The sequence below is a fragment of the Paenibacillus sp. FSL H7-0756 genome (assembly GCF_038006765.1).
Taxonomy (GTDB): Bacteria; Bacillota; Bacilli; order Paenibacillales; family Paenibacillaceae; genus Paenibacillus_AQ.
The window spans coordinates 1725188-1749696 of record NZ_JBBOVT010000001.1; the positions used below are offsets into that span (position 1 = coordinate 1725188).

The 24509-nt window shown below is 51.1% G+C and carries 19 protein-coding genes; 16 read left to right on the top strand and 3 right to left on the bottom strand.

What is annotated here, in order from left to right; all coding sequences use genetic code 11:
• Nucleotides 1–49: 49 nt before the first annotated feature.
• The 4 genes from cdaA to glmS all read left to right on the top strand — a co-directional run bounded on the left by cdaA (nt 50) and on the right by glmS (nt 6268).
• Entirely contained in the window at nt 50–883 is an 834-nt protein-coding gene (gene cdaA / locus NST04_RS07830) for a diadenylate cyclase CdaA (RefSeq protein WP_341183786.1), read from the top strand.
• Nucleotides 876–2327 (top strand): CdaR family protein, encoded by a 1452-nt coding sequence (locus NST04_RS07835; protein WP_341183787.1) that lies wholly within the window; start codon nt 876–878, stop codon nt 2325–2327. The genes cdaA and NST04_RS07835 overlap by 8 nt, the downstream gene beginning before the upstream one ends.
• A 111-nt stretch (nt 2328–2438) precedes the next feature.
• Nucleotides 2439–3779 carry a phosphoglucosamine mutase gene (gene glmM, locus NST04_RS07840; protein ID WP_341183788.1) on the top strand — a complete coding sequence of 447 codons (1341 nt, stop codon included), beginning with the start codon at nt 2439–2441 and terminating at the stop codon, nt 3777–3779.
• Nucleotides 3780–4435: 656 nt separating this feature from the next.
• On the top strand, nt 4436–6268 hold the full coding sequence (gene glmS / locus NST04_RS07845; RefSeq protein ID WP_341183789.1) for a glutamine--fructose-6-phosphate transaminase (isomerizing): 1833 nt from the start codon (nt 4436–4438) through the stop codon (nt 6266–6268).
• Nucleotides 6269–6391: 123 nt separating this feature from the next.
• Here glmS and NST04_RS07850 read toward each other — a convergent pair whose 3' ends face one another.
• Entirely contained in the window at nt 6392–7270 is an 879-nt protein-coding gene (locus NST04_RS07850) for a LysR family transcriptional regulator (protein WP_341183790.1), read from the bottom strand.
• Nucleotides 7271–7381: 111 nt separating this feature from the next.
• Between NST04_RS07850 and NST04_RS07855 the strand changes: the two genes are divergently transcribed.
• Entirely contained in the window at nt 7382–8668 is a 1287-nt protein-coding gene (locus tag NST04_RS07855; protein WP_341185205.1) for an adenylosuccinate synthase, read from the top strand.
• Nucleotides 8669–8833: 165 nt separating this feature from the next.
• On the opposite strand, the gene NST04_RS07860 is transcribed toward NST04_RS07855, so the two are convergent.
• Nucleotides 8834–12661, bottom strand: coding sequence for an S-layer homology domain-containing protein (locus NST04_RS07860; protein WP_341183791.1), 3828 nt, complete (start codon nt 12659–12661; stop codon nt 8834–8836).
• A 114-nt stretch (nt 12662–12775) separates the two neighbouring features.
• Here NST04_RS07860 and NST04_RS07865 point away from each other — a divergent pair, with 114 nt between their 5' ends.
• From NST04_RS07865 to NST04_RS07875, 3 genes are all read left to right on the top strand, one after another.
• Complete coding sequence (locus NST04_RS07865; protein ID WP_341183792.1) at nt 12776–14842, top strand: ATP-binding protein; 2067 nt, start codon at nt 12776–12778, stop codon at nt 14840–14842.
• A gap of 424 nt (nt 14843–15266) precedes the next feature.
• Nucleotides 15267–15635 carry a GNAT family N-acetyltransferase gene (locus tag NST04_RS07870; RefSeq protein WP_341185206.1) on the top strand — a complete coding sequence of 123 codons (369 nt, stop codon included), beginning with the start codon at nt 15267–15269 and terminating at the stop codon, nt 15633–15635.
• Nucleotides 15636–15662: 27 nt separating this feature from the next.
• Nucleotides 15663–16037, top strand: coding sequence for a hypothetical protein (locus NST04_RS07875; RefSeq protein WP_341183793.1), 375 nt, complete (start codon nt 15663–15665; stop codon nt 16035–16037).
• 47 nt (nt 16038–16084) lie between these two features.
• Here NST04_RS07875 and NST04_RS07880 read toward each other — a convergent pair whose 3' ends face one another.
• Nucleotides 16085–16993: an AraC family transcriptional regulator gene (locus NST04_RS07880; RefSeq protein ID WP_341183794.1), complete on the bottom strand. Its 909-nt coding sequence runs from the start codon at nt 16991–16993 to the stop codon at nt 16085–16087.
• Nucleotides 16994–17173: 180 nt separating this feature from the next.
• Here NST04_RS07880 and NST04_RS07885 point away from each other — a divergent pair, with 180 nt between their 5' ends.
• From NST04_RS07885 to NST04_RS07920, 8 genes are all read left to right on the top strand, one after another.
• A complete protein-coding gene (locus NST04_RS07885) occupies nt 17174–17911 on the top strand; it encodes an SDR family oxidoreductase (RefSeq protein WP_341183795.1) in 738 nt (245 codons plus the stop codon).
• An 81-nt stretch (nt 17912–17992) separates the two neighbouring features.
• Nucleotides 17993–18619, top strand: coding sequence for a hypothetical protein (locus NST04_RS07890; RefSeq protein WP_341183796.1), 627 nt, complete (start codon nt 17993–17995; stop codon nt 18617–18619).
• Complete coding sequence (locus NST04_RS07895; RefSeq protein ID WP_341183797.1) at nt 18612–19199, top strand: chloramphenicol phosphotransferase CPT family protein; 588 nt, start codon at nt 18612–18614, stop codon at nt 19197–19199. Before NST04_RS07890 ends, NST04_RS07895 begins: the two co-directional genes overlap by 8 nt.
• A complete protein-coding gene (locus tag NST04_RS07900; protein WP_341183798.1) occupies nt 19196–19594 on the top strand; it encodes a GNAT family N-acetyltransferase in 399 nt (132 codons plus the stop codon). Before NST04_RS07895 ends, NST04_RS07900 begins: the two co-directional genes overlap by 4 nt.
• 108 nt (nt 19595–19702) lie before the next feature.
• Complete coding sequence (locus NST04_RS07905; protein WP_341183799.1) at nt 19703–20071, top strand: VOC family protein; 369 nt, start codon at nt 19703–19705, stop codon at nt 20069–20071.
• A 176-nt stretch (nt 20072–20247) separates the two neighbouring features.
• Nucleotides 20248–21123: a stalk domain-containing protein gene (locus NST04_RS07910; protein ID WP_341183800.1), complete on the top strand. Its 876-nt coding sequence runs from the start codon at nt 20248–20250 to the stop codon at nt 21121–21123.
• 439 nt (nt 21124–21562) lie between these two features.
• Nucleotides 21563–22420: a BglG family transcription antiterminator LicT gene (gene licT / locus NST04_RS07915; RefSeq protein ID WP_341183801.1), complete on the top strand. Its 858-nt coding sequence runs from the start codon at nt 21563–21565 to the stop codon at nt 22418–22420.
• Nucleotides 22421–22611: 191 nt separating this feature from the next.
• A complete protein-coding gene (locus NST04_RS07920; RefSeq protein WP_341183802.1) occupies nt 22612–24486 on the top strand; it encodes a beta-glucoside-specific PTS transporter subunit IIABC in 1875 nt (624 codons plus the stop codon).
• The last annotated feature ends 23 nt before the right edge of the window (nt 24487–24509 follow it).

Here is a 24509-nt window from a genome sequence, read left to right on the forward strand (position 1 = left end):
GACAATTTACATAAACCCAGCTAATTTGAAATGACGGGGGTTTTCGGTCATGAGCTACTTTACCGACCTTACATGGAAAGAATCCATTAAAGATATAATCGATATTCTAATTGTCAGCTACATTATCTATAAAGTGCTCAATATGGTGCGCGGGACGCGGGCGGTTCAGCTGCTCAAAGGGATTCTGGTGCTGGTCGTGATCTGGGGCGGCAGTACGCTTCTCGACTTGTTCACGCTGAAATGGCTGATGAACCAGATGTTTACGTTTGGGGTATTTGCGGTCTTTATTATTTTTCAGCCGGAGCTGCGGCGGGGGCTGGAACAGCTGGGCCGGGGCAAGTTCTTCGGGCGGAATGCGGAGAGCGATGAAGAGATTAGCAAATTAATCGGTGAAGTGATTAAAGCCCTGAATTATTTGGCTGTCCGCAAAATAGGGGCCTTGATCGTATTCGAACGGGCGACGGGGCTCAATGAATATACGGAATCCGGGATCGCCATGCGCTCACAAGTCAGCTCGGAGTTGCTGATTAATATTTTCATACCCAATACGCCGCTGCATGACGGTGCGCTGATTATGCAGGGAAGCCAGATCGCGGCGGCCGCCTGTTATCTGCCGCTCTCAGAGAATCCGTTCATCAGCAAAGAGCTGGGAACCCGGCACCGTGCCGCAATCGGCATCAGCGAGGTGGCAGACTCGGTATCTGTGGTCGTCTCCGAGGAGACAGGGCAGATCTCACTGGCAATTAATGGACAAATTGTCCGGGATATTAAGGAAGAGTCCCTGATCTCGAAGCTGCACCAAGAGCTGAGTGCAACCAGCTCGCCCCTGATGGAGAAGAGTTCCGCTTTCTGGAAACGGAGGGGGAATAAAGACAATGGATAAATGGATGAAGAACAACAACTTCAACAAGATCCTTGCCCTTGCACTCGCCATTATTCTGTGGACCATTGTGCATGTAGATACAGCGCCAACCTACCAGACTACGGTTAATAACGAATCGAAGACGATTGAGAATGTTAAAGTGGAGATTGAAGGCTTCGACAGTGAGAAGTATGTACTGACCAAGGATGTGGATAGCGTCAGGATGGAGGTAATGGGCAAAAAGTCAGATCTGACCTATAAGTTCTCCGATGCTTATCGGGTATGGCTGGATCTGAAGGATGTGAAGCCCGGCGATAACACGCTTCCGCTGATGTATTCGACTCCGAGTGGTGTCACCCTGGAAGCTATGGTCCCGAATCAGGTGAATGTGCATATAGAGCCGCGGACGACCAAGTCTTTTCCCGTCTCGCTGAATATTACGGGAGAGCCGGCAGCAGGCTATGAAGTAGGGGAGCCTGTAATTGACCCGGTATCTGTAGAGGTTACCCTGCCGGCAAGTGATCTTGGGCGGGTAGCGAAGGTACAGGGGAAGGTGGAGCTGGAGGGGCAGGATGAGACTTTTAGCGAGAAGCGGGTGAAGCTCTATGCTCTGGACAGTAAGGGGAAAGAGCTGGAGGATGCGGTCATTGAACCCTCTACAGCAGCAGTGGAAGTGCCTGTTACCCTCCCCTCCAAAACCTTGCCGCTCGACATCAGCTTCACCGGCAGTCTGCCCGGTTCGCTGGTGCTGTCAAGGGTGACACCTGAACAGGATATGGTCACGGTATTCGGCAGTGCCGAGACCTTGAAGACCCTATCCTCCTATGAGGCCGTACTGGATTTGAGCACGATCAAGAATGCAGGAACCGAGCAGATGAAGCTGGAGCTTAAGCCGCCGGAGGGCACCGGCAAGATTGAGCCTGCGGCCATGAACGTAGCGGTCTCTGCGGCGGAGATTACCCAGCGGACCCTCTCCGCTGTACCGATTAAGCTGGAGGGCGTCAGCAGCGGGCTGACCGCCCGTATGCTGGACCCTGGAAGCACCTCTATAGATCTGACCATATCAGGTGCGCCAACGCTGCTGGATCAGCTGGCCCAGGATAGTATCAGCGTGGTTGCAGATGTCGGGGGGCTTGCGGCTGGCATTCATGATGTCACGCTGCAGGTGTCGCTCCCCCGGTTCATTACCCTGCAGAATCCCGCCTCGCAGCTTGTTGCGAAGGTGGAGCTGGTAGCGCCTGCTGCTCCGGCAGCTACTGCTGCGCCTGAGAGCACGCCTGCCTCGTCGCCTACCCCGGAGCCCAGTGCTGAGCCTGCATCCGGGAATGAGACGCTCGTAGAGCCTACCCCTGAGCCTACAGTCGAGATTATAGAGGAGACCCCGACGCCGACACATATTCCGCCGGAGGCTGAACCGACGCCGCCCGCAAGCGGGAATAATGCCAACAGTACGGGCGGAACGTAATTTTCCGGTCATGTACGAGTCTATATGAGCACCTGACATACACGAATTATTGAATCATTCATACTATAATTTATTAAGCTGAAGCAGCGTATTCACAAAGGAGAAAATAAGATGGGTAAGTATTTCGGAACAGATGGCGTACGCGGGGTGGCTAACCGTGAATTAACAGCAGAAATGGCCTACAGTATTGGACGGTGCGGGGGGTATGTGCTGGCAGGAAATGTGGAAAAGCCTAAGGTGGTCATCGGGATGGATACACGGATTTCCGGTCCGATGCTGGAATCGGCACTGATTGCCGGATTGTTGTCCATTGGGGCGGATGTAATCCGTCTGGGTGTAGTCTCTACCCCGGCTGTTGCTTATATCACAAGACTGCTCCAGGCGGATGCCGGAGTGATGATCTCTGCTTCACATAATCCGGTGGAAGATAACGGAATTAAGTTCTTCGGCGGAGACGGCTTCAAGCTGACAGACGAAACAGAGCTGCGCATTGAGGAGCTGATGGATGCCGAGCAGGATGAGCTGCCGCGTCCGGTGGGAGCTGGTCTGGGCACACTGCGGGCAGATGATCAAGCGAAATATCTCTATCTGGAGTATCTAAAGACAACCATCGACCAGACCTTCAAGGGGATGAAGGTAGTGCTCGACTGTGCACACGGTTCAGCCTATGAGCTGGCACCGCGTCTGTTCAAGGAACTGGGTGCGGAAGTGATTGCCATTGGGGCAGAGCCGGACGGGCTTAATATCAATGACGGCTTCGGCTCCACACACCCGGAGACTCTGCGTGCAGAGGTGCTGCGCCATGGTGCGGATCTGGGGCTTGCTTTTGACGGGGATGCGGACCGCCTGATTGCTATCGATGAGAACGGCGACGAGGTGGACGGCGACTTCATTCTCTGCATTTGCGGGGATGCGATGAACCGTGCAGGGAAGCTGAAGGATGGCACTATTGTATCTACAGTAATGAGCAACATCGGGTTCTACAAGGCAACAGAGAAGCTGGCGCTGAATACGGCGAAGACCGCGGTCGGCGACCGTTATGTCATGGAAGAGATGCGCCGCGGCGGCTATAATCTGGGCGGGGAGCAATCCGGCCATGTGATTTTCCTGGACTATAATACTACGGGTGACGGAATTCTGACTGCGATTCAACTGGTGAATACCATGAAGTCCTCCGGCAAAAAGCTAAGCACACTGAAGTCCATGATGACTAAATATCCGCAGGTACTGGTCAATGTGCGTGTGCAGGACAAAACCAATTATCCGAACAATCCGGCCATTGAGGCCGCGATCATAGAAGTGGAAAGCAAGCTGGGCGACAACGGGCGTGTCCTGGTGCGTCCTTCGGGAACCGAGCCGCTGATCCGTGTAATGGCCGAAGGGCCGGATAAGGCGGAGCTGGATCTTTTTGTAGGGCAGATTGTTGAAGTGGTTCAGCGCGAGCTGGTGTAATCACTCACTGAAATAGCAGGAACGGTAGCCGGTGGATGGATCAATCCGATTCGTTCACCGGCTGAATTATTAATGAGGTCATGGCTGTTTGGAAAAAGTGTGAAATGGATGAAAAAGGTTTTCTTCGGCACATCGTTGCAAAAACAGTATGAGATGCATATAATAGACTGAGTGTCATTCCAGAAGGAAAGCGGGGATCGTAAGGTTATTGCAACACAAGCGCCAGAGCTTGATCTTGCGCGGGAGAGAAGGGAGGACCGGTAGCTGCGCCGACAGTGCAGGACGGTCTGAACGGATCACGGCAGATGTAAGCTGACGAGGTGGAGGTGTTCGAAATGTTCGGCGGGGACCTCCCGGTGATGCACCAGAGCCGTAAATGGAAGCGGAAAATGCGAGGGCGACCTTGCACACAACGCTTCTGTGGGTGCCAATTGAAGATGTACAAATCATGGGTATGCGCATTTGCAGGAACGCAGATGGTTCTGCCACGGCAGAGGAGAAGACTGTGCATAATCGTGACTAACGATGTAATTGACAGGTTATCATGTTGAGTGTAATGGACAACATCATATTTGCTTTTCTTCAAAACATGCCGCACGGCACGTTTCTTTCCTCATGCGCCCCTAATTACGATAAATTGGACGGAGGAAAATATAATGTGTGGTATTGTAGGATATATTGGTAATCAGAATTCGCAGGGGATCTTGGTAGAGGGTCTGAAGAAGCTGGAGTATCGCGGGTATGATTCCGCTGGTATTGCTGTGTTCACGAAGGATGGTCTGCAGGTGGTAAAAGCACAGGGACGTATGGCGAACCTGGAATCTCGTCTGGACGCGACTCCGCTGACAGGCAGTGCCGGAATCGGCCACACCCGCTGGGCAACACACGGCAAGCCATCTGATGAGAACTCTCATCCGCACACAGATAATACTCACAAATTCTCGGTAGTACACAACGGGATTGTCGAGAATTATCTGGATCTCAAGGAAGAACTGATTGCCGGAGGATGCCACTTCACCTCGGAGACAGATACAGAAGTCATCTCCCATCTGATTGCCCGTGAGTATAAGGGAGATATTGTTAAGGCTGTACAACAGGCGATTTCTTACATGCGCGGAGCGTTTGCTCTGGGTGTACTGACTGAATATGAACCGGATAAGCTGGTCGCTGTACGTCAAGCCAGCCCGCTGATTATCGGTCTTGGAGAAGGCGAGAACTTTATCGGGTCCGATATTCCTGCACTGCTGGAATATACCCGCAACGTATATATTTTGAACGACGGCGAAATGGCTGTATTGACACGGGATGCTGTCGAACTGATGACGATTGAAGGCAACTTTATTTCTCGGGAAATGATTACTGTCGATTGGGATGCCGTTACCGCAGAAAAGGGCGGTTATGAGCACTTCATGCTGAAAGAAATCCATGAGCAGCCTAAGGCTTACCGTGATACGATGCGCGGCCGCATGAACGCTGAAGGCAACAAGGTTATTCTGCCTGAGCTTAACCTGACAGAAGAACAAATCAAGAACATCCGCAATATCCAAGTGGTAGCTTGCGGGACTGCTTATAATGCCGGTCTGGTTGGACGTAACCTGATTGAGTCCCTGGTGCGTATTCCTGTAGAGAATGATATCGCTTCTGAATACCGTTACCGTTCGCCAATCGTAACTCCGGAGACACTGGTGATCGTAGTGAGCCAATCGGGTGAAACTGCTGATACTCTGGCTGCTCTTCGTGAAGGTCAAGCAAATGGAGCCCATGTGTTGGCGATCACCAACGTAGTAGGCAGCTCGATTGCCCGAGAAGCAGATAGTGTACTGGTTACGCTGGCGGGTCCAGAGATCGCTGTAGCCTCGACCAAAGCTTACACTTCTCAGCTGATCGCATTCACTTTGCTGGGTCTGTATCTGGCTGAAGTACGCGGCACACAGTCTGAATCTGAAGTGACCAAGATTTTGGCTGCTATGCAGTCTCTGCCGGAACAAGTAGAAGTGATTCTCGGTCAAAAAGACGCGATCAAAGCTTACGCTGAGCAAATCGCTGAGCACAAGCACCTGTTCTTCATCGGCCGCGGCGTAGATTACGCTGTAGCTCAGGAAGGCTCGTTGAAGCTCAAAGAAATCTCCTACATTCACTCCGAAGCCTATGCTGCGGGTGAACTGAAGCATGGTACCTTAGCCTTGATCGAAGAAGGCGTTCCTGTCATCGCTCTGGCTACTCTGGAATCCGTGCTGGAGAAGACCGTCAGCAACATCAAAGAAGTGAAGGCCCGTGGCGCCCATGTCATGGCCATCACTCACGAAGAGCACAAAGACGACCTGCTCCGCTCTGTTGATCAGGTATTCGTGATCCCTCAGACCCTGCCGCTGCTGACCGCTGCACTGTCTGTAGTTACCCTGCAGTTGCTTGCTTACTATGCGTCTCTGGCCCTGGGCCATGATGTGGATAAGCCAAGAAACCTTGCGAAGAGTGTTACTGTGGAGTAGGGGATAGGGGAAACTAAAGCTGTATAAATTAATATCCAAGAAAACTCAATTAAGAGCAGCCTGAATATTCTTTCAGGCTGCTCTCTTTTTAAACCTTGTGATATAAATAGCCCAGTTTAAATTTCATGGCAAAAATTCAAGGAATCGTCGCGAAGCAGCAGAAAGTGGGACATTTTTAAGTGTCGCAATCCCGACATGGCGTTCAGGAATTGGAGGCGTTAGAGGAATTTCAATTAGCTTACCATCATTTAATTCCTTAGTAACGTATTCCCGCATGATAAAGGTAAGGCCAAACCCGCTTTGGGCAAATTGGATAAGGAGATCTAGGCTTCCCAATTCAAACTCAGGACTTAACGTAATCCCGTTAGATGCAGCATACTCATCCAGAAAATTTCTCGTGCTTCCTCCTGGTTCAAGCAGTAACAAAGGGTAACGATGAAGTTCCTCCAAAGGTAATGGTTTGTCTGCTAAAGCCGCATACTCTTGATTACCAACAAGGCAATCCTGCTGTGTTGAACTGGTACGGAAATCGATCTTAGCATCAAACACAGGCAAGTTCACAACTCCGAAGTCAATTTTACCTTCCTTCAAAAGTGTGAGGGTCTCAGGTGTTGTCCGATTAGTGACGCGGATCCTGACTTCTGGATATTGTTTGTGGAATTGTTCAAGGTGCGGCAACAGAAAATGCTTGCATAGCGTATCACTTGCTCCGATGTTAATTTCCCCATAAGACAACTCTTGCATCTCCGCAATTTTCTTCTCACCAATTTCGATAAAATGCATGGCTTGCTCCACAAAATTAAAGAGTACTTCACCTTCAGCGGTTAGCGTAACCCCTTTTGTCGTACGGAAAAACAGTTGCCCGCCGAGGCCCCTTTCTAGCTGTTTAAGTGTATGGCTGACCGCAGGCTGGGTGATATGGAGTTTCTCTGCAGCCTTGGTCAAACTCCCTAATTTTGCTGTCCAATAAAAAACGCGATACCATTCCATATTGAATTCCATAGTCATTACCTCAATTTATGTTAGTCATTATTAAATTCAATTTTACTAATGCCTGTCTTTCAAATTATAATAACCGCTGTAAGGGATTACAAGCGGTGGAGGCGAATGAATTTGACGGTTACAGCAATTGTAGGAGCGAATTGGGGAGATGAAGGAAAGGGCAAAATGACGGATGTGCTTTCCGCAAAATCATCTTATGTGGTCCGTTATCAAGGTGGAAGCAATGCGGGGCATACGATTATCAACGATTACGGAAAATTTGCGTTACACATGCTGCCTTCGGGGGTTTTCTATCCAAACGTCACGAATGTAATTGGCCCTGGAGTAGCGCTTGATGTAGAGTCTTTTATGAGGGAAAGGGAAGAACTGCTTGCCCGGGGTGTGCCAGAACCTTGTTTACGTGTGTCAGATCGAGCCCAAATCGTTCTTCCAATCCATCGTCTATTTGATGAACTGGAAGAGGAGCGGCTAGGTTCACGCAGTTTTGGGTCGACAAAACGCGGAATCGCACCCTTTTACGCTGATAAATACGCAAAGCTTGGAATTCAAGTGTCAGACTTGTACAATGAGGAGCGGCTCTTTTCACGCTTACAACAATCGCTGGAGACTAAAAATGTGCTGCTAGTGCATATGTACGGGCGACAACCGGTTCAACCCGAAGAGTTGATGCCGGAATTAGTAAGCCAAGGAGAAAAACTTCGGCCATTTGTTTGCAACACCACTTCAATGCTCCACGAAGCCTGCGAAAATGGTGATTCCATACTGTTAGAAGGTCAACTGGGGGCACTTCGAGATCCTGACCACGGCATTTATCCTTTTTCTACATCTTCTTCAACACTTGCAGGTTTTGCTCCAGTAGGTGCTGGGTTGCCTCCATCTGCGATTACGAGGGTATTGGCAGTAGTAAAATCGTATTCAAGCTGCGTTGGCACGGGTCCCTTTGTATCCGAATTAGATGGAGTGGCGGCAGATGAATTAAGACAGCTCGGGGGGGATGCGGGGGAGTATGGCGCAACCACTGGCCGCCCTCGTCGTGTCGGTTGGTTCGACGCTGTCGCAACCCGTTACGGCTGTATGGTACAAGGTGCAACCGAAGTCGCATTAACGAATCTGGACGTACTCGGATATTTGGAAACCATCCCAGTCTGTACAGGTTATGAACTAGAAGATGGAACAATAACTGACCAATTTCCAGTGAGTGCTAAGTTAGATAAAGCAAAGCCGATTCTGCAGCATTTTCAAGGTTGGAGATGTGATACATCTAATGCAAGATCTTATGATGACCTGCCAGATGCCGCGAAGCATTATGTTGAGTTTATTGAATCAGCAATTAATGTGAAAATCACGTACGTTTCTGTAGGGCCAAGACGTGAACAGTTAATAGTGAGGAACATATAAAACATTCTAATTAGCAATTGGATGCCAATTTAAGGATCGGCCGCTATAAAAAGAAGCACAGAGTCTGTTTAAACTCTGTGCTTTTTGCATATCTATAGGCCATTTGTCTTTTATGAACTTGCAGTTATTCCGTTTTCAATGAAGGAAATGTAGCCGGATTCGCCCCTAACGATCTATAAATTTCAAATACTTCAGCATCCGCGTCAACATAACCGCACTCTCAGCACGGGTGACCGGAGCTTTAGATGAAAAGTCCACGGCTTCGGAATACTTCAGGAGACCCGCCTCCAGCAGCATCGATACAGGCTGTGCCGCCCAAGGAGCGAGGCCGGTTGTGCCGGCCAATGTTTCTGGAGTGAGTCCGGTTATCTGCGGGATCTTTCCGGCGATGTTCAAGGCACGGGCGATCACAGCGGCTAACTGCTCGTGCGTTAACCTGGCATTTGGCCGGAATGTACCGTCCTCATATCCCGTCATGAGTCCTGCCTCCAGGGCTGTTTCAACAGCCGCAGCATACCAGGCACCGGAAGGGACATCTGCAAAAGAGTGGACCGCCCCGGACTCCATCAATCCCAGGGCACGCACCAGCAGCGCAGTGAGCTCCGCACGAGTCAAGACGGTATCCGGTGAGAATGTGGCCCGGCTTACGCCTTGCATAATCCACTTGTTAGCCAAAAGCTGAATATCTTCCTCGGCCCAGTGCCCGGCGGTATCAGCGAAGGAGCGACGGGTTGCAATTGCCGCAAACAAGCCGTTATGCGGTGAATGAATGATCGCTTCACCCGCAGTTGCGCCAAACAGCGCAGGTACAAAATGGACACTGCTGTTTTGATCTACCCTGACAACCGCAGCTGGAAGCGGGTCAGCGGGGGAGGGAAGCGGCAGCGACTTATTCAAATACATATTTGTGGATCTGTTGTTTAGACTCTCTACAGGCTTCCCGTTTCTCTCCATTGAGAAAGCGACAGGGCTTCCGGTCAGCTCCGCTCCCTGGTTCGCAAGGACGGCGCTTAGTGCTTCCTCCTCAGCCGCAGTAAGCCAAGAGATGCCCAGGGTCACGATGGAGCCGGAATCCAGCGCAGGCATAAGACCGTTGAGCCGGCGCAGAGGCAACCCATGCTCGGCTCCGTTTACTGCAAAAGTGATGGCTGGGTCATCTGGACCGGTGCCGGATCCTTCTTTGGCAGCAGCAGAAGATCCCAAATGGTTCGCAGGCACACTTGCAGCTGAGGCCAGCTTCAGCCTGTTGAGCACTGCTTCTGCCGGGAGGTCAAGAAATACTGCAGAATAGCTGTTCGTCTGGAATTCGATACGAACTTCATTTTGAGCAGCGAGTGCTTGAGCCAATATCGCAGCATCCGGCTTCAAGCGGATCGCCGACTGCCCGCCTTGGGTTATCTCCCGCGACATCGTGACCAGAACGCCTTGGCCGTTGATGGTCAGCAGAACCTTAGCCGGGTCAACTGTGGCTGCGGGGCTAGCCGGAGCCGAACCAAAGTCCGGAGTTGGTTCCGGCGATGACGTCGGTGTCGGCGACGGTGATGCTGTCGGTGACGGTGACGGTGACGGTGTTGGTGTTGGTGTTGGTGTTGGTGTTGGTGTTGGTGTTGCTGTCTGTGACGGTGTTGGTGTTGCTGTCGGTGACGGTGTCGCTGTCGCTGTTGGTGTTGCTGTCGGTGTCGCTGTCGCTGTTGGTGTCGCTGTTGGTGTTGGTGTTGGTGTCGGTGACGGTGTCGGTGACGGTGTTGTTGTCGGTGTCGCTGTCGTTGATGGTGTTGTTGCCGGTGTCGCTGATGGTGTCGGCGACGGCGTTGGCGAAGGTTCCGGCTCAGGCGTCTTGCTTGAAGTGAGCATAATCCTTCCTGTATCTGCTGTTTGCCCTTCCACAATCTCGATGCTCTGTGTGAAAGTGTGATAACCCGCTGCTTCTATCATTAACATGTGTGTGCCAACCGCAATATGATCCAGTCTGAAATGACCTTGCAAATCGGTCTGTTTGAGGGTGCCGTCAAGCGATACCGAGGCGCCTGCGATCGGGTCAAGTTCAGAGTTGTACACTGAGCCTGTCACGCTGCCTGTTGCAGATTCGACGGTGAGAGATGCCTCAGCCGTCAGACCGTTTGATGCGGTGGCGACAATAACTGCTTGACCGGGACTCAGGGGATGTATTTCACCGCTAAGTTCGTCTACCTCCGCTACTGCAGGATCAGTGGATCTCCAGGTCACCTCTTTATGGGTGGCGGAGTCCGGCTTCAGAATTGGAGTAAGCTTTACCGGCGCTCCGCCGGCTGTCAGAAGAAGGGATGACGGCTCAAGCGTGATGCTGCTAACCGGGATCTCCTGCCGAATATGCGCAGTCTCCAGCACTAAACGCTGCCAGGCTCGAATGTGTCCTTGTCCGTTTATCTCATACAAATCTACAGTCATTCCCGGCTGTACACCAGAAAGATCGGAGCCGGGGATATATGGGGCCGCACCTTCCGGGAGGGAGCTGTCCAACAGAGGAGGATCATTTTCCGCCCGGTCCAGCATATATGCAAAGGAGCTGCCAGCCTCCTGCGGTACCACCTCAATGGCTGTCGTGCCGATCGCAGTACCTGGCTGGAGCGCTACATTCAGCTCTGGTGCTGGTCTTTTTACCTCAAGCTGGAGCGAGCGTACAGCCGTTGCCCCGCCGGCATCCATCGCCGTTATTTTAACAGTGTAGGTGCCATTGTCCGGAAAACCGGCTGTCGGGGTACCCTGCATTTCGCCTGAAGCGCTCAAACTCATGCCCTCGGGAAGCCCTGAAGCGCTCCAGGTCAGCCCGGCATGTGCGCCGTCATAACCGGCAAGCGCATAGGAATAAGGCTTATTATGCACGGCATAAGGGAGCGTCTCTGTTAAGACTTCGGGGCGGAAGTAAGGGTATCCATCGTTTACCTTTGAGTTCATATTCCAGATGTGCCCGAAATCCCAGCCCATGTAAGTCGTTTGCTGCTTCATCTCGGCGGTTGTTTTTGCGGTAGCCTCTCGGATATCCGATTCATAGAAACTTTCTATCCCGACAGTCATCCCGGTAGTATTCGTATCGAAGTAAGAACTAGATACATCTGTCCGTGTCACATAAGCTGCAATGCCCGCTCTGCCTGTATAAGTAGTTCCGGGATAATCAGAAGCTATGATCCCACGGGAATAAGTATGTTTTATAGTGTTTCTATCTTCTGGAAAGCCGATTAAATAGGCGCTAACTCCGGCGGTGAACAGAAAACTACTTCCGTCATACTCTGTGTTGCGGACCGGACCGCTGGAATAGGAGTCAATGATGGAGGAAGCGACAAGATGTCCGGCAATCCCGCCGCTGTACCTGTTGGCTCCCGGGCCGACGGTGACAGTGGCATCCGAGGAGCTTCGCTCAATGGTTGCCCGCTCCAGTATCCCTGTAATTCCGCCGGCAGAAATAACCTGATTCGGATTGCGGGGAAGAATACTGGTTACACTGCCTTTCGTATAGGCTCTCTCGATGCTTCCCCCGGACAGAAGTCCTGCTACTCCCCCTGTAATGGAGCCGCCCCTGATATTCAACTCCAGACTAAGGTTGCGTATGCTGCCGTTGGCTTCGCCGAAGAAACCGGCGTAGACGCGCGTGTAGCCGTCGATGGTGACCCCTTTTACAGAGTGCCCTTGCCCGTCAAAAACTCCGCTAAATGGAGCATACTCATTACCGCCAAAAGGAATCCAGGACACGCCGGACAAATCGATGTCCTGGAGCAGCCGCAGATTCTTGTCTACATATTGCTCCTGGTGCTGATCGATATAGACCAGATGCTCCGGGGAGGATAATTGCACCCAGCCTTCCTCCACTGGCGGTACAGCCTCCAGGCTGTCCGCAACTGCATTTATACCGTCTGCAGCGGAGCCAGCCGAAAAAACGTGCGCTGTATACAGTCCCGGCTGTCCGATAAGCATCACGCCCACAAGCAAGGCGGCTATCTTTGATTTATGTATTCTCACTTCTTTTTCCCCTTTCATAGCGCTGCTGATTAGATCAAATTATAGTATATTTAAATTCATAGATTGTTCCGATTATGTTTCAAATTTAATTCAAACGGAAAGTAGCGTGCAGTAATGAATAATCCTTCAGCGGGGCCCAGTTCACATTCTCAGCGGATTGTTGGAGGTACCCGGGAAATCCGGGCATTGTCCGATTGGCTGGAAACGCCTGGGGAGGGTATGCAAATTTTTGCGGTATCCGGCATTGGCGGCATCGGCAAAACAACACTGCTTACAAAGCTGGCGGCGGAGGCCCGCGGGGCGGCAGTGCGTGTGCTGTGGGTGGACGGGCAGCTCTGTCTGCATACGCCAAGGGATGTTCTGGCTTATCTGGACATGAGCTTGGAGACGGAATACGGCAGGGTGCGTAAGGCCGACGATACGCTGCTTGCCCATGTTGTAGCGGAATTGTATCGTGAGCGTACGGTTATTATTATGGATAACTGCGAGTCGTTGGCCCGGACCGAGAGCTGGCTGCTGGCACAGCTGTTTCCCCTGTTAAAGGATTCTGCGATCCTGCTGGTGATGGCGTCGAGAACCGGACTGCCGCTTCACTGGTATACGGACCCTACGTGGTCGAACAGGATTCAGCGCTTTACGCTGGAGCTGTTTACCCGGGAGCAAATTTATGAATACCTGCAGGACAGCGGTCTCCCCGACCGGCTGCAGCAGGATATTGCCCAGAGGTCGGAAGGGCACCCGCTGCTGCTTGCACTGACCACAGACCTGATGAGGCGCGAAGGAACGGATCCAATGGAAAAGGCAGTACAACTGCCTAGAATCCTGAGTGCAGAGCTGCTTCGGGAGGCCGCTGACCCGTACATGTATGAGGCTCTGCAGCTGCTGTCGCTGTTTCCCGCCGCAGATCAGACAATGCTTAACCGCCTGATGAAGCATCCGCTCCAGGCAGCGGAATATACGGCGCTTAGCAAATTGTCATGCGTCCGGATGGTTCCGGCCGGGCTTGCCTTACATCAGGTGGTAGGCCGGATCCTGAGAGACGACTATAAGCAGCGTGATCCCGGAGAATATAATACAATGCGCCGGCTGGCGTTAAAACTGCTGATCGAGCAATATTCGTCCGCAGACCAGCTGCGCCGAATGCAGTTTGCTGCCCATGCGCTGGAGCTGTACCGTGAGCAGCTGCCTGCAGCTCATCAGTATGTTGATTTCTCGGGTGTTCATGGACAGGAGCAGAAGCAAGGTTTTTGTCCGGAGGATTTGCCGTATCTGCACCGTTATTTGGAGGTATCTTTATCGCGGTCCGACTGGCAATCCGAACTGGTGCAGGCCGGAGAGCATCACCGTCTGCTTGATGATATTGCGGAGTTGAGTCCAATGAGCATTCTGGTCACCAGAAATACTGACGGTATTCCGCTGGCTTTCTCTGCCGGGCTGTGGCTGCATGAAGAAACAATGCCGCTGCTGGAACGGTACGCTCCGCTATATCTCGAAATGCTGGGTAAAGAGGCTGAGCAGCTGCGAACGCTGTCATCCGAAGCGGCGGATACGATGTGTATGCTGCTGGCCGCGGTCAACGTGGATCAGTCCTTTTATCGGCCGGAGGAGTTAGGCGCCGTGCTGTTCCAATCATGGATGGTCGAGACAACAAATGGATGGCGGGCGATTATCGCGACAGAGGACCCGCAGCTGCATATGTTGCTTCCGTTGTCCGGTTTCCAGCCCAAACAACCCCAACCGCCAGATCGGCTTCAGCCGGGTATGGTCGTTTGGGAGCTGGACTTCAGGCAGGCGTCTTTCGACCGGTGGGTGGAGCGGGTGATTTTGCAGCAGGAACAACAACAGGAGCTGGCGGCAGAGATCCCTCCCGTGCCGTGGGACCAGGTGAGAAGCCTTCTTCAGCATCTGTATAACGATAATCTTCTACGTTCTTTGCCGATTCTGGTGGCGACGGGGATGAATGGAGCGGGGATGAGGGACCTGATGCAGAACATATTAACGGCAGAGCCGCCGCCTTATCCGCTCACAGAACTGGAGCAGCATATCTTGCGGGAGAGCTATTTGCGTAAAAATCACCGGAAATCTCAACTTGCAGATGCTTTTCATATGAGCCGAACGACCTTTTACCGCCATAGCCGGCAGGCGTTGGAGCATCTGGGCCATGTGTTGGCCGGAAACTAAACGGGTAGGCGGCCACGATCTGTCCGAAACGGTATGAGCCAGTAACATTTTTAGCAAAATCCTGCAATAAATGCAGCAATACTGGCCAATAAAAGCGGAATATGCTGAAATTATGCACGAAATGCAACAAATCCAGCGCTAACTTACTCTAACCACCAGAATTTGTGCAAATAATGCAACATTGCTCCACAGCCAGTAACAGTTATATAGAAATCCTGCAATATGTGCAACAATGCTGCTCTATACAAGCGGCCGGTGAGAGAGAACTCTTAGAATTGGCCAGAGAATGGAGCCGTTATTTTTTAATTTTTAAAAAGGGGGTCGAGTTGGGAGGAAAAAGCCGTTATACTCGTCTAACTTCATCATTAGAAACGCAGTCTTCGACGATATCGGCCTGCTTCGCGATATTTATCGCCGTGCTTCGCTGAGTGTTGAGGCTGACCGGGATCTCTTCGCCGCTCATCCTGAGTGGCTCGTGTGGGACGACAAGATGTTGCCGTTCACACGTGTCGCTGCTGTTAACGGGCGGGTCGTCGGCTTTGTGTCAGCACGCCCTGCCAACGGCTGCCTTGAGCTAGAGGATCTGTTCACAGATCCTGAATGGATACGCCAAGGTGTTGCGAGTGCCCTGATCCAAGATATTGCGCTCCGCGATGTACGTGTAGAGGTGACCGCTGGCCCGCAGGCTATAGAGTTTTACGAAGCCGCCGGATTCATCGCTAACGGCTTCGCTTACACAGAGGGCGGACCGGCCCACCGGATGTATCTCGATGTCACACGTGAAGGACCTTGATGTCCTTAGAATGAGGGGTGTAATTCAATGAATCGAAGACAACGGGACAAGTTTATTCCTTCCACCTGGATTATTGCCGCCAAACAATCAGGAGTACACGCCTATTATGTCCTCTATGCCATTGACTGGAAACGCGGAGGCCGGCTGAGTTGGGAAGGCTGGGATCAGCTAGAGGACCTGCTGCAATTTCATATCCCTATCAAACGAAAGGCCGGAGGACGGAAAACTTCTTCCCAGCCTGCCGCCAAAATCGCAAAACATGCGCTCTTTTTACATCTGAATGAAGCACAGTTCGAAGAACTGGAACGGCTCTTTTATCAGCCATTTTCGAAGAAAAGATGGAGAGTGTTTATTCAAATCCACGACACGAAGAACGTAATGTCTGCTTTTGTTTGTCCATAGCGGGCAAAAATATCGTCTGCAGCCCGATAATTTCACTTGCCACTTCGCTATTTCGCTGAGCCCAGCAGCCCCTGAACATCGGCCACCGGCGGTCTCCCATACTGGCGGGCGTATTCGCGGCTGAATTGGGAGGGGCTCTCATAGCCTACACGGAAGGCGGCATCGGAGGCTTGGAGCGATTCGGTCAGCATGAGGCGGCGGGCTTCCTGCAAGCGGATGACCTTCTGGTATTGCAGCGGGCTCATGGCGGTGACACGCTTGAAGTGCTTGTGGAAGGCGGAGGTGCTCATATTTACAGACTCAGCCAGTTGTTCAACGACAAGGGATCGATCGTACTGCTTAGTGATCACTTGGATGGCCTCAGCAATCCGGTGCGCATGGCTGCCGATGATGGCGAATTGATGCAGGTGTGCGCCTTGGTCACTTTGAAGAACGCGATAGAGAATTTCGCGGATCACGAGCGGGGACAGAATGGCAATATCCTGAGGCGCGTCGAGCAACTGGATAAGCCGTACGATGGCTTCAAGTAAGGGCTCAGAGGTGCGGGCAACCGTTATGCCAAGGGAGGTTTCACCCGGAGCAAGGGGGGAGTCTGCCATTTCTTTTACAATTTCGAGGATAGTGCCTGGGTCGAAGCTTAGCTTGATGCCCAGAAAAGGATGCTCAGACGTAGCCCCGGTAATTCTCCCGTTAATTGGCAGCTCGACAGAGGTCACCAGGTACGTTGACGGATCGTAATGAAATGTCTCACCCGACAGGGTGGCTGCTTTGGCTCCTTGGGCAACCACGCAGATCGATGGCTTATAGACAGACTCCAGCGGTTCGGCTGCATCTGTGGCGTGCATCAACTGCAAGGAAGGAATGAGCGTCTGGCGGGTGCCTGCCGATGGAGCATGGCGAAGGATCAGCGCAGCCAATTGCTGTAAAAGTGGCCCGGTCCGCAATGAATCGTCCAAGTTGAAAGCCTCCTTTTTCCGTATTCACGGGGTTTGTTGTTAATCATAACGAGTTGAAGAGAAATAGGCAAGAAGTGAACAGGTCTGTTATAACGGGATGTTCTTCGCTTGATTTACAATGAATTCATAAGGCCAACAGATCATCATCCGGCCTAAGCAAACTTAAGGAGAGTGGTCCTAATGAGTCAGAACGGAAAAGTAGCCATCGTCACAGGTGCATCACGGGGGATCGGAAGACAAATCGCCATTCAATTGGCTGGATCAGGGATTAAAGTAGCTGTTAATTATTCATCTAATCGTGGAAAAGCGGACGAGGTCGTGCAAATCATTAAGGAGTCCGGCGGGGAAGCGGTAGCCGTTCAAGGTGACGTAAGTAAGGTCAGTGAGGTCGAAGCGCTTTTCTCGGAGACAATCGGGCAATTCGGGCGTGTCGATATTGTGGTGAATAATGCCGGAATTATGGACTGTGTGCCTATCGCAGATGTAACGGAGGAGATGTTCGACCGGCACTTTGCAGTAAATGTAAAAGGTACGTATTTCGCTTGCCAGCAAGCGATGAAGCATATGGAGCGGGGCGGAACGATTATCAACTTCTCGACCTCTGTATCGGGCGCGATGCTGCCGACCTATAGCGTATACGCCGCAACCAAAGGGGCAGTCGAGCAGTTAACCCGCCAGTTAGCGAAGGAATTCGGGGTGAAGGATATCGTCGTGAATTGCGTAGCACCCGGGCAGGTATCGACGGAGTTATTCCTGAACGGGAAATCCGAGGAGCTGGTGGATTCCTTCCGGCGGATGAATGCTTTTGGACGGCTTGGGGAGCCGGAGGATATTGCCAATGTGATCGACCTGCTCGTCAGTGACAAAGCCCGCTGGATCACGGGGCAGACGATTCGCGTCAACGGCGGGTTTAACTGATCCAGCGGAGAGTTCCTCCCTCTATCGCCTATGGTTTATAATGGAAGTGTTTTGAAAGAGGGGATAGAGGAGAGGGAACTCATGACGGATTCACAGTTCATCAGCCGGCTTCCAGATGTGGAGGAGAGCAGATGTATTTTCCAGGCGGCAGCCATGCTGGAGGCAATCCTTATGCCGGAATGGGAATTCCGGTACTATTCGTACAATGCCCATTGGGGTGAAAAAGAACAAATGGCTTCGATGCGTGACGGCGAAGGGGAACACTATTTTGCCCTATTTCAGCCAGGGGGGCTGATTATCAAGGGATATGACCGGCGGTTTAGCCGGGTGTGTGGCCCGCAGGATGTGCTGCAAGGTGTGCCTGACGAATTTGAAGGATTTCTTCAGGAGCCTGCCTTTATGATGGATACGACAACATTTTGCATATGGAAGCAAGGCGGACAAGCGTGGTCAGCAGGCAAGGAGCTGGAGGCGGAGGCCTACGAGCTGTTGGGGCTTTTAACCGGCAAAGCGGATTATTATTATACTTGGGCTCAGGAATGTTACGAGATCTCACTGGACCGTTCGCTGGTGCAGCGAATCTTCGACATGGAGCCGCTGGATGAGGAGATGCTGAAGGGGCTTAACGAAGAATTGGACTTTGCTGATCTGGCAGAGGACATTCAGGAAATTGGCTATCCGGTGAAAGGGCGGGGGCGGAATGGATAAAGGCATGTTGCTTGTTCTGAATGGAACTTCAAGCTCCGGGAAGACGTCCATCTCGGCTGAGGTTGTAAAGCAGAAAGAGATTCCGTTTTATCATGTATCGATTGATGATTTTTTCATGAATTACAATGATTTCATTAATCATAAATTTCCGGATGATCCTGTACGGGAAATCGACCATCAGGTGGTCTCTGAAATCTTGGATGATTCTATATGCTCCATGTTCTATTCGACGATTAAGCTGTTATCGGAAATGGGATTCAATGTCATCGTGGATACCGTATTCGACAACGACAAGAGATTTAATGAGTTTTTGGATCATTTTGCCGGCCGGACTACGTTATTTGTTGGCGTCCTATGCTCCCGGGATGAGCTCATCCGAAGAGAGCAGGCCAGAGGGGACCGGCAGATTGGACTGGCGGATGCCCAGTTCGACATCGTGTATTGTTTTGATGAATATGACCTTGAAGTGAACACGGAAGAGCAGACTCCGGCAGAAAGCGCAGAGGCAATACTAAGTTTCATTAAGTGCAATAAGGAGTATTCGGCGTTTCAGAAATTGCGTAAAAGGAGCCGCCCATGAACCTTGAGATCATCATCAATCTCCTGATCGAACCGCATGAAGTACCAGTGTTAAGGGAACTCGTGGGGTGGGAGGGCAGGCAGGCGGATTACCCTGCTGTATTCGAGCGCTGCAACTTCTGGGCAGGCGTGAGGGATGAACAGAGCCAGCAGCTAATAGCGTTCGGTTATGTTGCTGGAATGGGCTTGCAGCATGGCTATATGGAGGACATCCTCGTGCATCCTGAATTTCAGAGGAAGGGATTGGGGCAAGCCCTGGTAAAGAGATTACTTCAGGAAGCGGAGCATGTCGGGTTGGAGATTGTAACCCTGACCTACGATACCAAGCATACGTCCTTTTACACCGGATGCGGATTTACCGCTTGTGCAGGAGGCGTCTGGAGGAGACAAGGCTGAACCAAGCCGGGAGCACAGATAGAACGCTACTGACATAACGTTGTCAGGAAGGGTGGGTATAATGAAGACTATATTAACCTACAAACGCGAATATTAGGAGGCTATATTATGTCAGTCATTGGACCCGATTTCATCTCACTTCAGGTGAGCGATCTTGAAGGCTCTGCTGAATTCTATCAACACTATCTTGGACTCGTCCGTTCACAGGCGGGCCCGCCTCATGCGGTGGTTTTTGACACCAAGCCTATTGCATTTGCACTTCGTGACCTCCTGCCGGGAGTCGAACTCAGTAAGGGGACTCAGCCTGGACTTGGTGTTGCGCTATGGCTCTATGCTCCAGATGCGCAAGACATTCACGATAAACTCGCAGCAGCAGGCGTGAAAATTACATCCGAACCCATCGACGGCCCCTTCGGACGTACCTTTACCTTTGCTGATCCGGACGGTTACCTGATTACTCTGCATAGTAAAGGCTAATCCGCAACATAAGATGACAGTGTTTCTGCACTGATGTGCTCCCCATATGGTAGACAGGTGAGATAATAAAGCCTGTTGCTGTATGGGGAGTTTTTGTTTGACTGAATTCTATTTGCATAGAGAAATCAGATGCGTGAGAGTGTTTTGTGGTGAATTATTTAAGAGGAGGAAATATTATGATAAAAAAATGGACAATCGCATTGATTTCATCAGCATTTCTTATGCTACCTTTAACACCTGGGTCTAGTTATGCGGCAGAGGCACAAACATCTACAACGATTAACAATGGTCAAATAAACAACGGCCGAGTCTTAATCCCCTTACGTGCTGTCTCCGAAAATCTTGACGCAAGCGTGGAATGGTTTCAAACAGATAAAGTTGTTAAAATCAAAACCGGGAATTCGACGATATGGCTTGCAGCAAATTTCAAACGTGTGATTATTGAATCTGCTCCCTCAAGTGAAGCTCCAGATACACCAGCACAGAAATATGTCGATTTGGATACTGCTACACAAGTCATCAATGGAACCACTTATGTTCCTCTTCGTTTTGTTAGTCAGTCGTTAGGGGCAACGGTAATGTGGAACCAACTGTCTAAACAAGCTACAGTAACAATGGGCAACAAAGGATTGGTTGTTCATATGGAGACCCCGTCTATTCAAATTCCGGAAAAGAATAAAATTTCTGAAGCACGTTTGAAACTTCTATCTGATAAATTAAATCAAGCCTCAAATGTATCTTCAATTAAGAGTGTAAATTCAACCTTTAAACCGTACTTTACGGATAAATTAATTAAGTCTATTACTCAGAACAAAGGATTGAAAACAGCGGGTACTTATGAAACGCCTGTCACTTCACCTATTTATACCAGTAAGAATTCTGCCACAATTTCACAATCTGTAATAGTAGCGAATGGTCTTACAGGTGAAGATCAATATGCAGAGGATCGGACAGTCTCGCTAATATTCGCGAACGGAACTTGGAAGGTGGACAGCGTCACTAAGGGTTCTAGAGTTCTGATTTCGGGATTCTCTGATTATTATCCTCAGTAAACAAAAGGGGTGAGGCATTTGAGTCCTGGGATAAAGTGGTCAGCCTTTTTCTTATCCCTGCTGGGCATTGGACTAAGTTTTCTGTTTCTGTTTGCTAACCCATACAGTGATCAGGCGGCATCCAGCAGCACACAAGTGATTGTGCTTCTCATGCTCATAGTACCTTCAGCCTTCATGACCATTTCAATCTGGCTTGGTCTTCGCGTGTTCATGGCCATTTCTTGGATCTGGCTGGCACCCTATTCATTCTACTTGGCAATGGCATCCATTCCGAGCATTTGGAACGTATTTTTTCTGATTCTATTGGTTCAATTCGTAGCTACCATTGTAGTACCAATACGTTCCAAATGAACATAAGCCCCCGCCCCTTGTCTTTTCTAACACCACTGTGTTATCTTAGGATATATTTTCAGGGAGCATACAGAAGAGGTGAAGCACCATGATTATCCGGCAGATTTTCAATAACAATGTCATTCGGGCTGAAGATCAGGTCGGACATGAATACGTTGTCATTGGGAACGGGTTAGGCTTTAAGAAGAAGCCGGGCCAGCGGGTCGAAGAGGAACGGATTGAGAAGACCTTCATGCTGAAGCCCGAGAAGGTTCCACGCAAATTGATTGATCTGATCGGCGAGACGTCGGCTGAATATTTCTCGCTGGCCGATGAGATTATTGCCTATGCCAAGGCCGATATGGGCGACATCTTCAATGACAATATATATATCACGTTAATTGACCATATTCATTTTGCGATTGCCCGCTACCGGAAGTCGATGAATCTGAAGAACGCGCTGTTCTGGCAGATCAAGCGGTTCTATCCCAAGGAGTTCGCTATTGGTGTACATGCACTGAGTCTGATCCGCAAGCACTTTGACATCGAGATGGATCAGGATGAGGCGAGCTTCATTGCGATGCATTTCGTGAATGCGCGGCAGGATGGCCAGGAGATGCAGCGGACGGTCGAGGTGACCAAGGCGATGAGCGATATCTTCGGGATTCTGGCCGAAGAATATCAGGTGAAGCTCAATGAGAATTCGTTCAATTACTCCCGCTTCCTCACTCATCTCCAGTATTTCCTCCAGCGTATGATCAGCGGGGAACAGGAGCGGTCGGCATCGGGCGACAACTTCCTGTACGATCAGATTAAGGTGAAATTTCCGCAGGCTTTTGCATGTACGAATAAGATCAATCATTACTTGGAAGAGACCTACGGGAACGCCATGTCCATCGACGAGAAGGTGTATCTGACGATTCATATTCAGCGGGTGACTTCAAGAGATATGAATCCTTTGGATTAAGATGGAATCCGGAAAAGGCTTGCAAACGATTACTTAATCCGCTATATTGGAGTCACAACTTAAATCTAAGGATTGTTACTGCTGAAGCAGGCGATACCTAAACGAGATGTGGATCACACCGGTGTGATCTCACAACTTTCGTTTAGGTTTTTTTATGCCCATTTTTGGCAGTATAGCAAAGGAGAATCAGCATGGATAACAAAAAAATGTCGGAAGACATCATCCGTCTCGTAGGCGGGGAGCAGAATATTAACGATCTTGTCCATTGTGCCACCCGGCTGAGATTCAGCCTCAAGGATAACAAGAAGGCCGAGCGGGAGACGCTGGAGAAGCACCCGGGCGTCATTACCGTGGTAGAGAGCGGAGGACAATTCCAGGTTGTTGTTGGCAGTAACGTAGCGAATGTTTACGCCGAAATTGTCAAGAATACCAGCTTCCTGTCCAACACATCCACCGATAATCAGAAATCGGGTCAGAAGACCTCGGCGGTATCGAAGGTGTTCGAGGTTATCTCCGGGAGCTTCTCGCCGCTGATTCCCGTAATGGCCGGATCGGGGATGCTGAAGGCGCTGTTGACGGTGCTTACGCTGGCGGGCTGGATGTCCGATTCAGGCGATGCCTACAAGATTCTGTCTGCGGCCGGTAATGCCGTGTTCTACTTCCTGCCGATCTTCCTGGGAATTACCCTGGGCATTAAGCTAAAAGCGAACCCTTACGTAGCGGGTGCCATCGGGGCAGCGCTGATGGAACCGAACTTTACGGCGATGCTGGAGGGAGACGGCGGTCATTCCTTCTTGGGAATTCCGGTGGTCATGGTCAGTTATGCTTCCAGCGTCTTCCCGATCTTCATTGCGATTAGCATCTACGCCTTGCTGGATAAGCTGCTTAAGAAGATTATCCACAAGGACCTGCAGATCTTCATGGTGCCGATGCTCTCGCTGATGATTATGGTTCCGCTGTCGGTGATTGCCTTCGGTCCATTCGGTACAAGTGTCGGCGACTGGATCGCTTCCGGCGTGACCTGGCTGATTGGCGTAAGCGGCATCCTGTCGGGGATCGTGCTTGGCGGGGGCATGACCTTCATGGTTGTGTTCGGACTTCACTGGGGCTTCACTCCCATCACGCTGCAAAATATTGCGAACGGCGGTGACCCGATTGAAGCCATGGCTTCAGCAGCGGTATTCGCCCAGATCGGGGTAGCCTTCGGGATCTTCCTGCGGGCCAAGAAAGACCGGAACCTGCGGAGTATCGCCGCCTCTTCCGGGATTACCGGACTGCTGGCCGGGGTCAGTGAGCCGATTGTGTACGGCCTGATTCTCCGCTACAAGCGGGTGATTCCGATCGTCATTATTGCCGGGGCGCTCGGCGGCGCGATTAACGGACACTTCGGTGTGCTGTATACGGCGTATGTGTTTCATAATATTTTCTCGATTCCGGTGGAGCAGCCGATGTCGATCTTCATTGTCTCGATGGTTGTGTCCATGGGGACAGGGCTGCTGCTGACCTGGCTGTTCGGATATGAGAGTAAGGGGAAGATTGAAGCTTCCGCTCCGGATGCAGTTATAGAACCCATTCAGCCGGACAACCTGGTAACACCAGTGGTGGACTTGAAAAAGGAACTGATCTTCAGCCCGCTTACGGGCACAGCCTTCCCGCTCAGTACCGTTCCCGATGAGGCCTTCTCTACCGGAGCGATGGGCAAAGGGCTGGCGATTGATCCGGTGATTGGAGAGGCGGTTGCTCCTGTAGACGGGACCGTAACCTCGATCTTCCCGACAGGCCATGCCATTGGCATCACGTCCGCCGCCGGAACTGAGCTGCTGATTCACATCGGCATTAATACCGTCGGGCTAAAAGGCAAGCATTTCACACCAATGGTCAAGGAAGGCGACCGGGTGAGCCAGGGCGATCTGCTAATCCGGTTCGATCTGGAGCAGATCCGGGCAGCCGGGTATCAGACCATTACGCCGGTTATCGTCACTTTAACACCCAAAGAGGTTGAAGTTTTTGAGACAGACCAGCAGCAGATTGAGCAGAACGAAGTGATTTTGACATTAGTGGGTTAATCGAAGACAGAGGAGGAATAAGG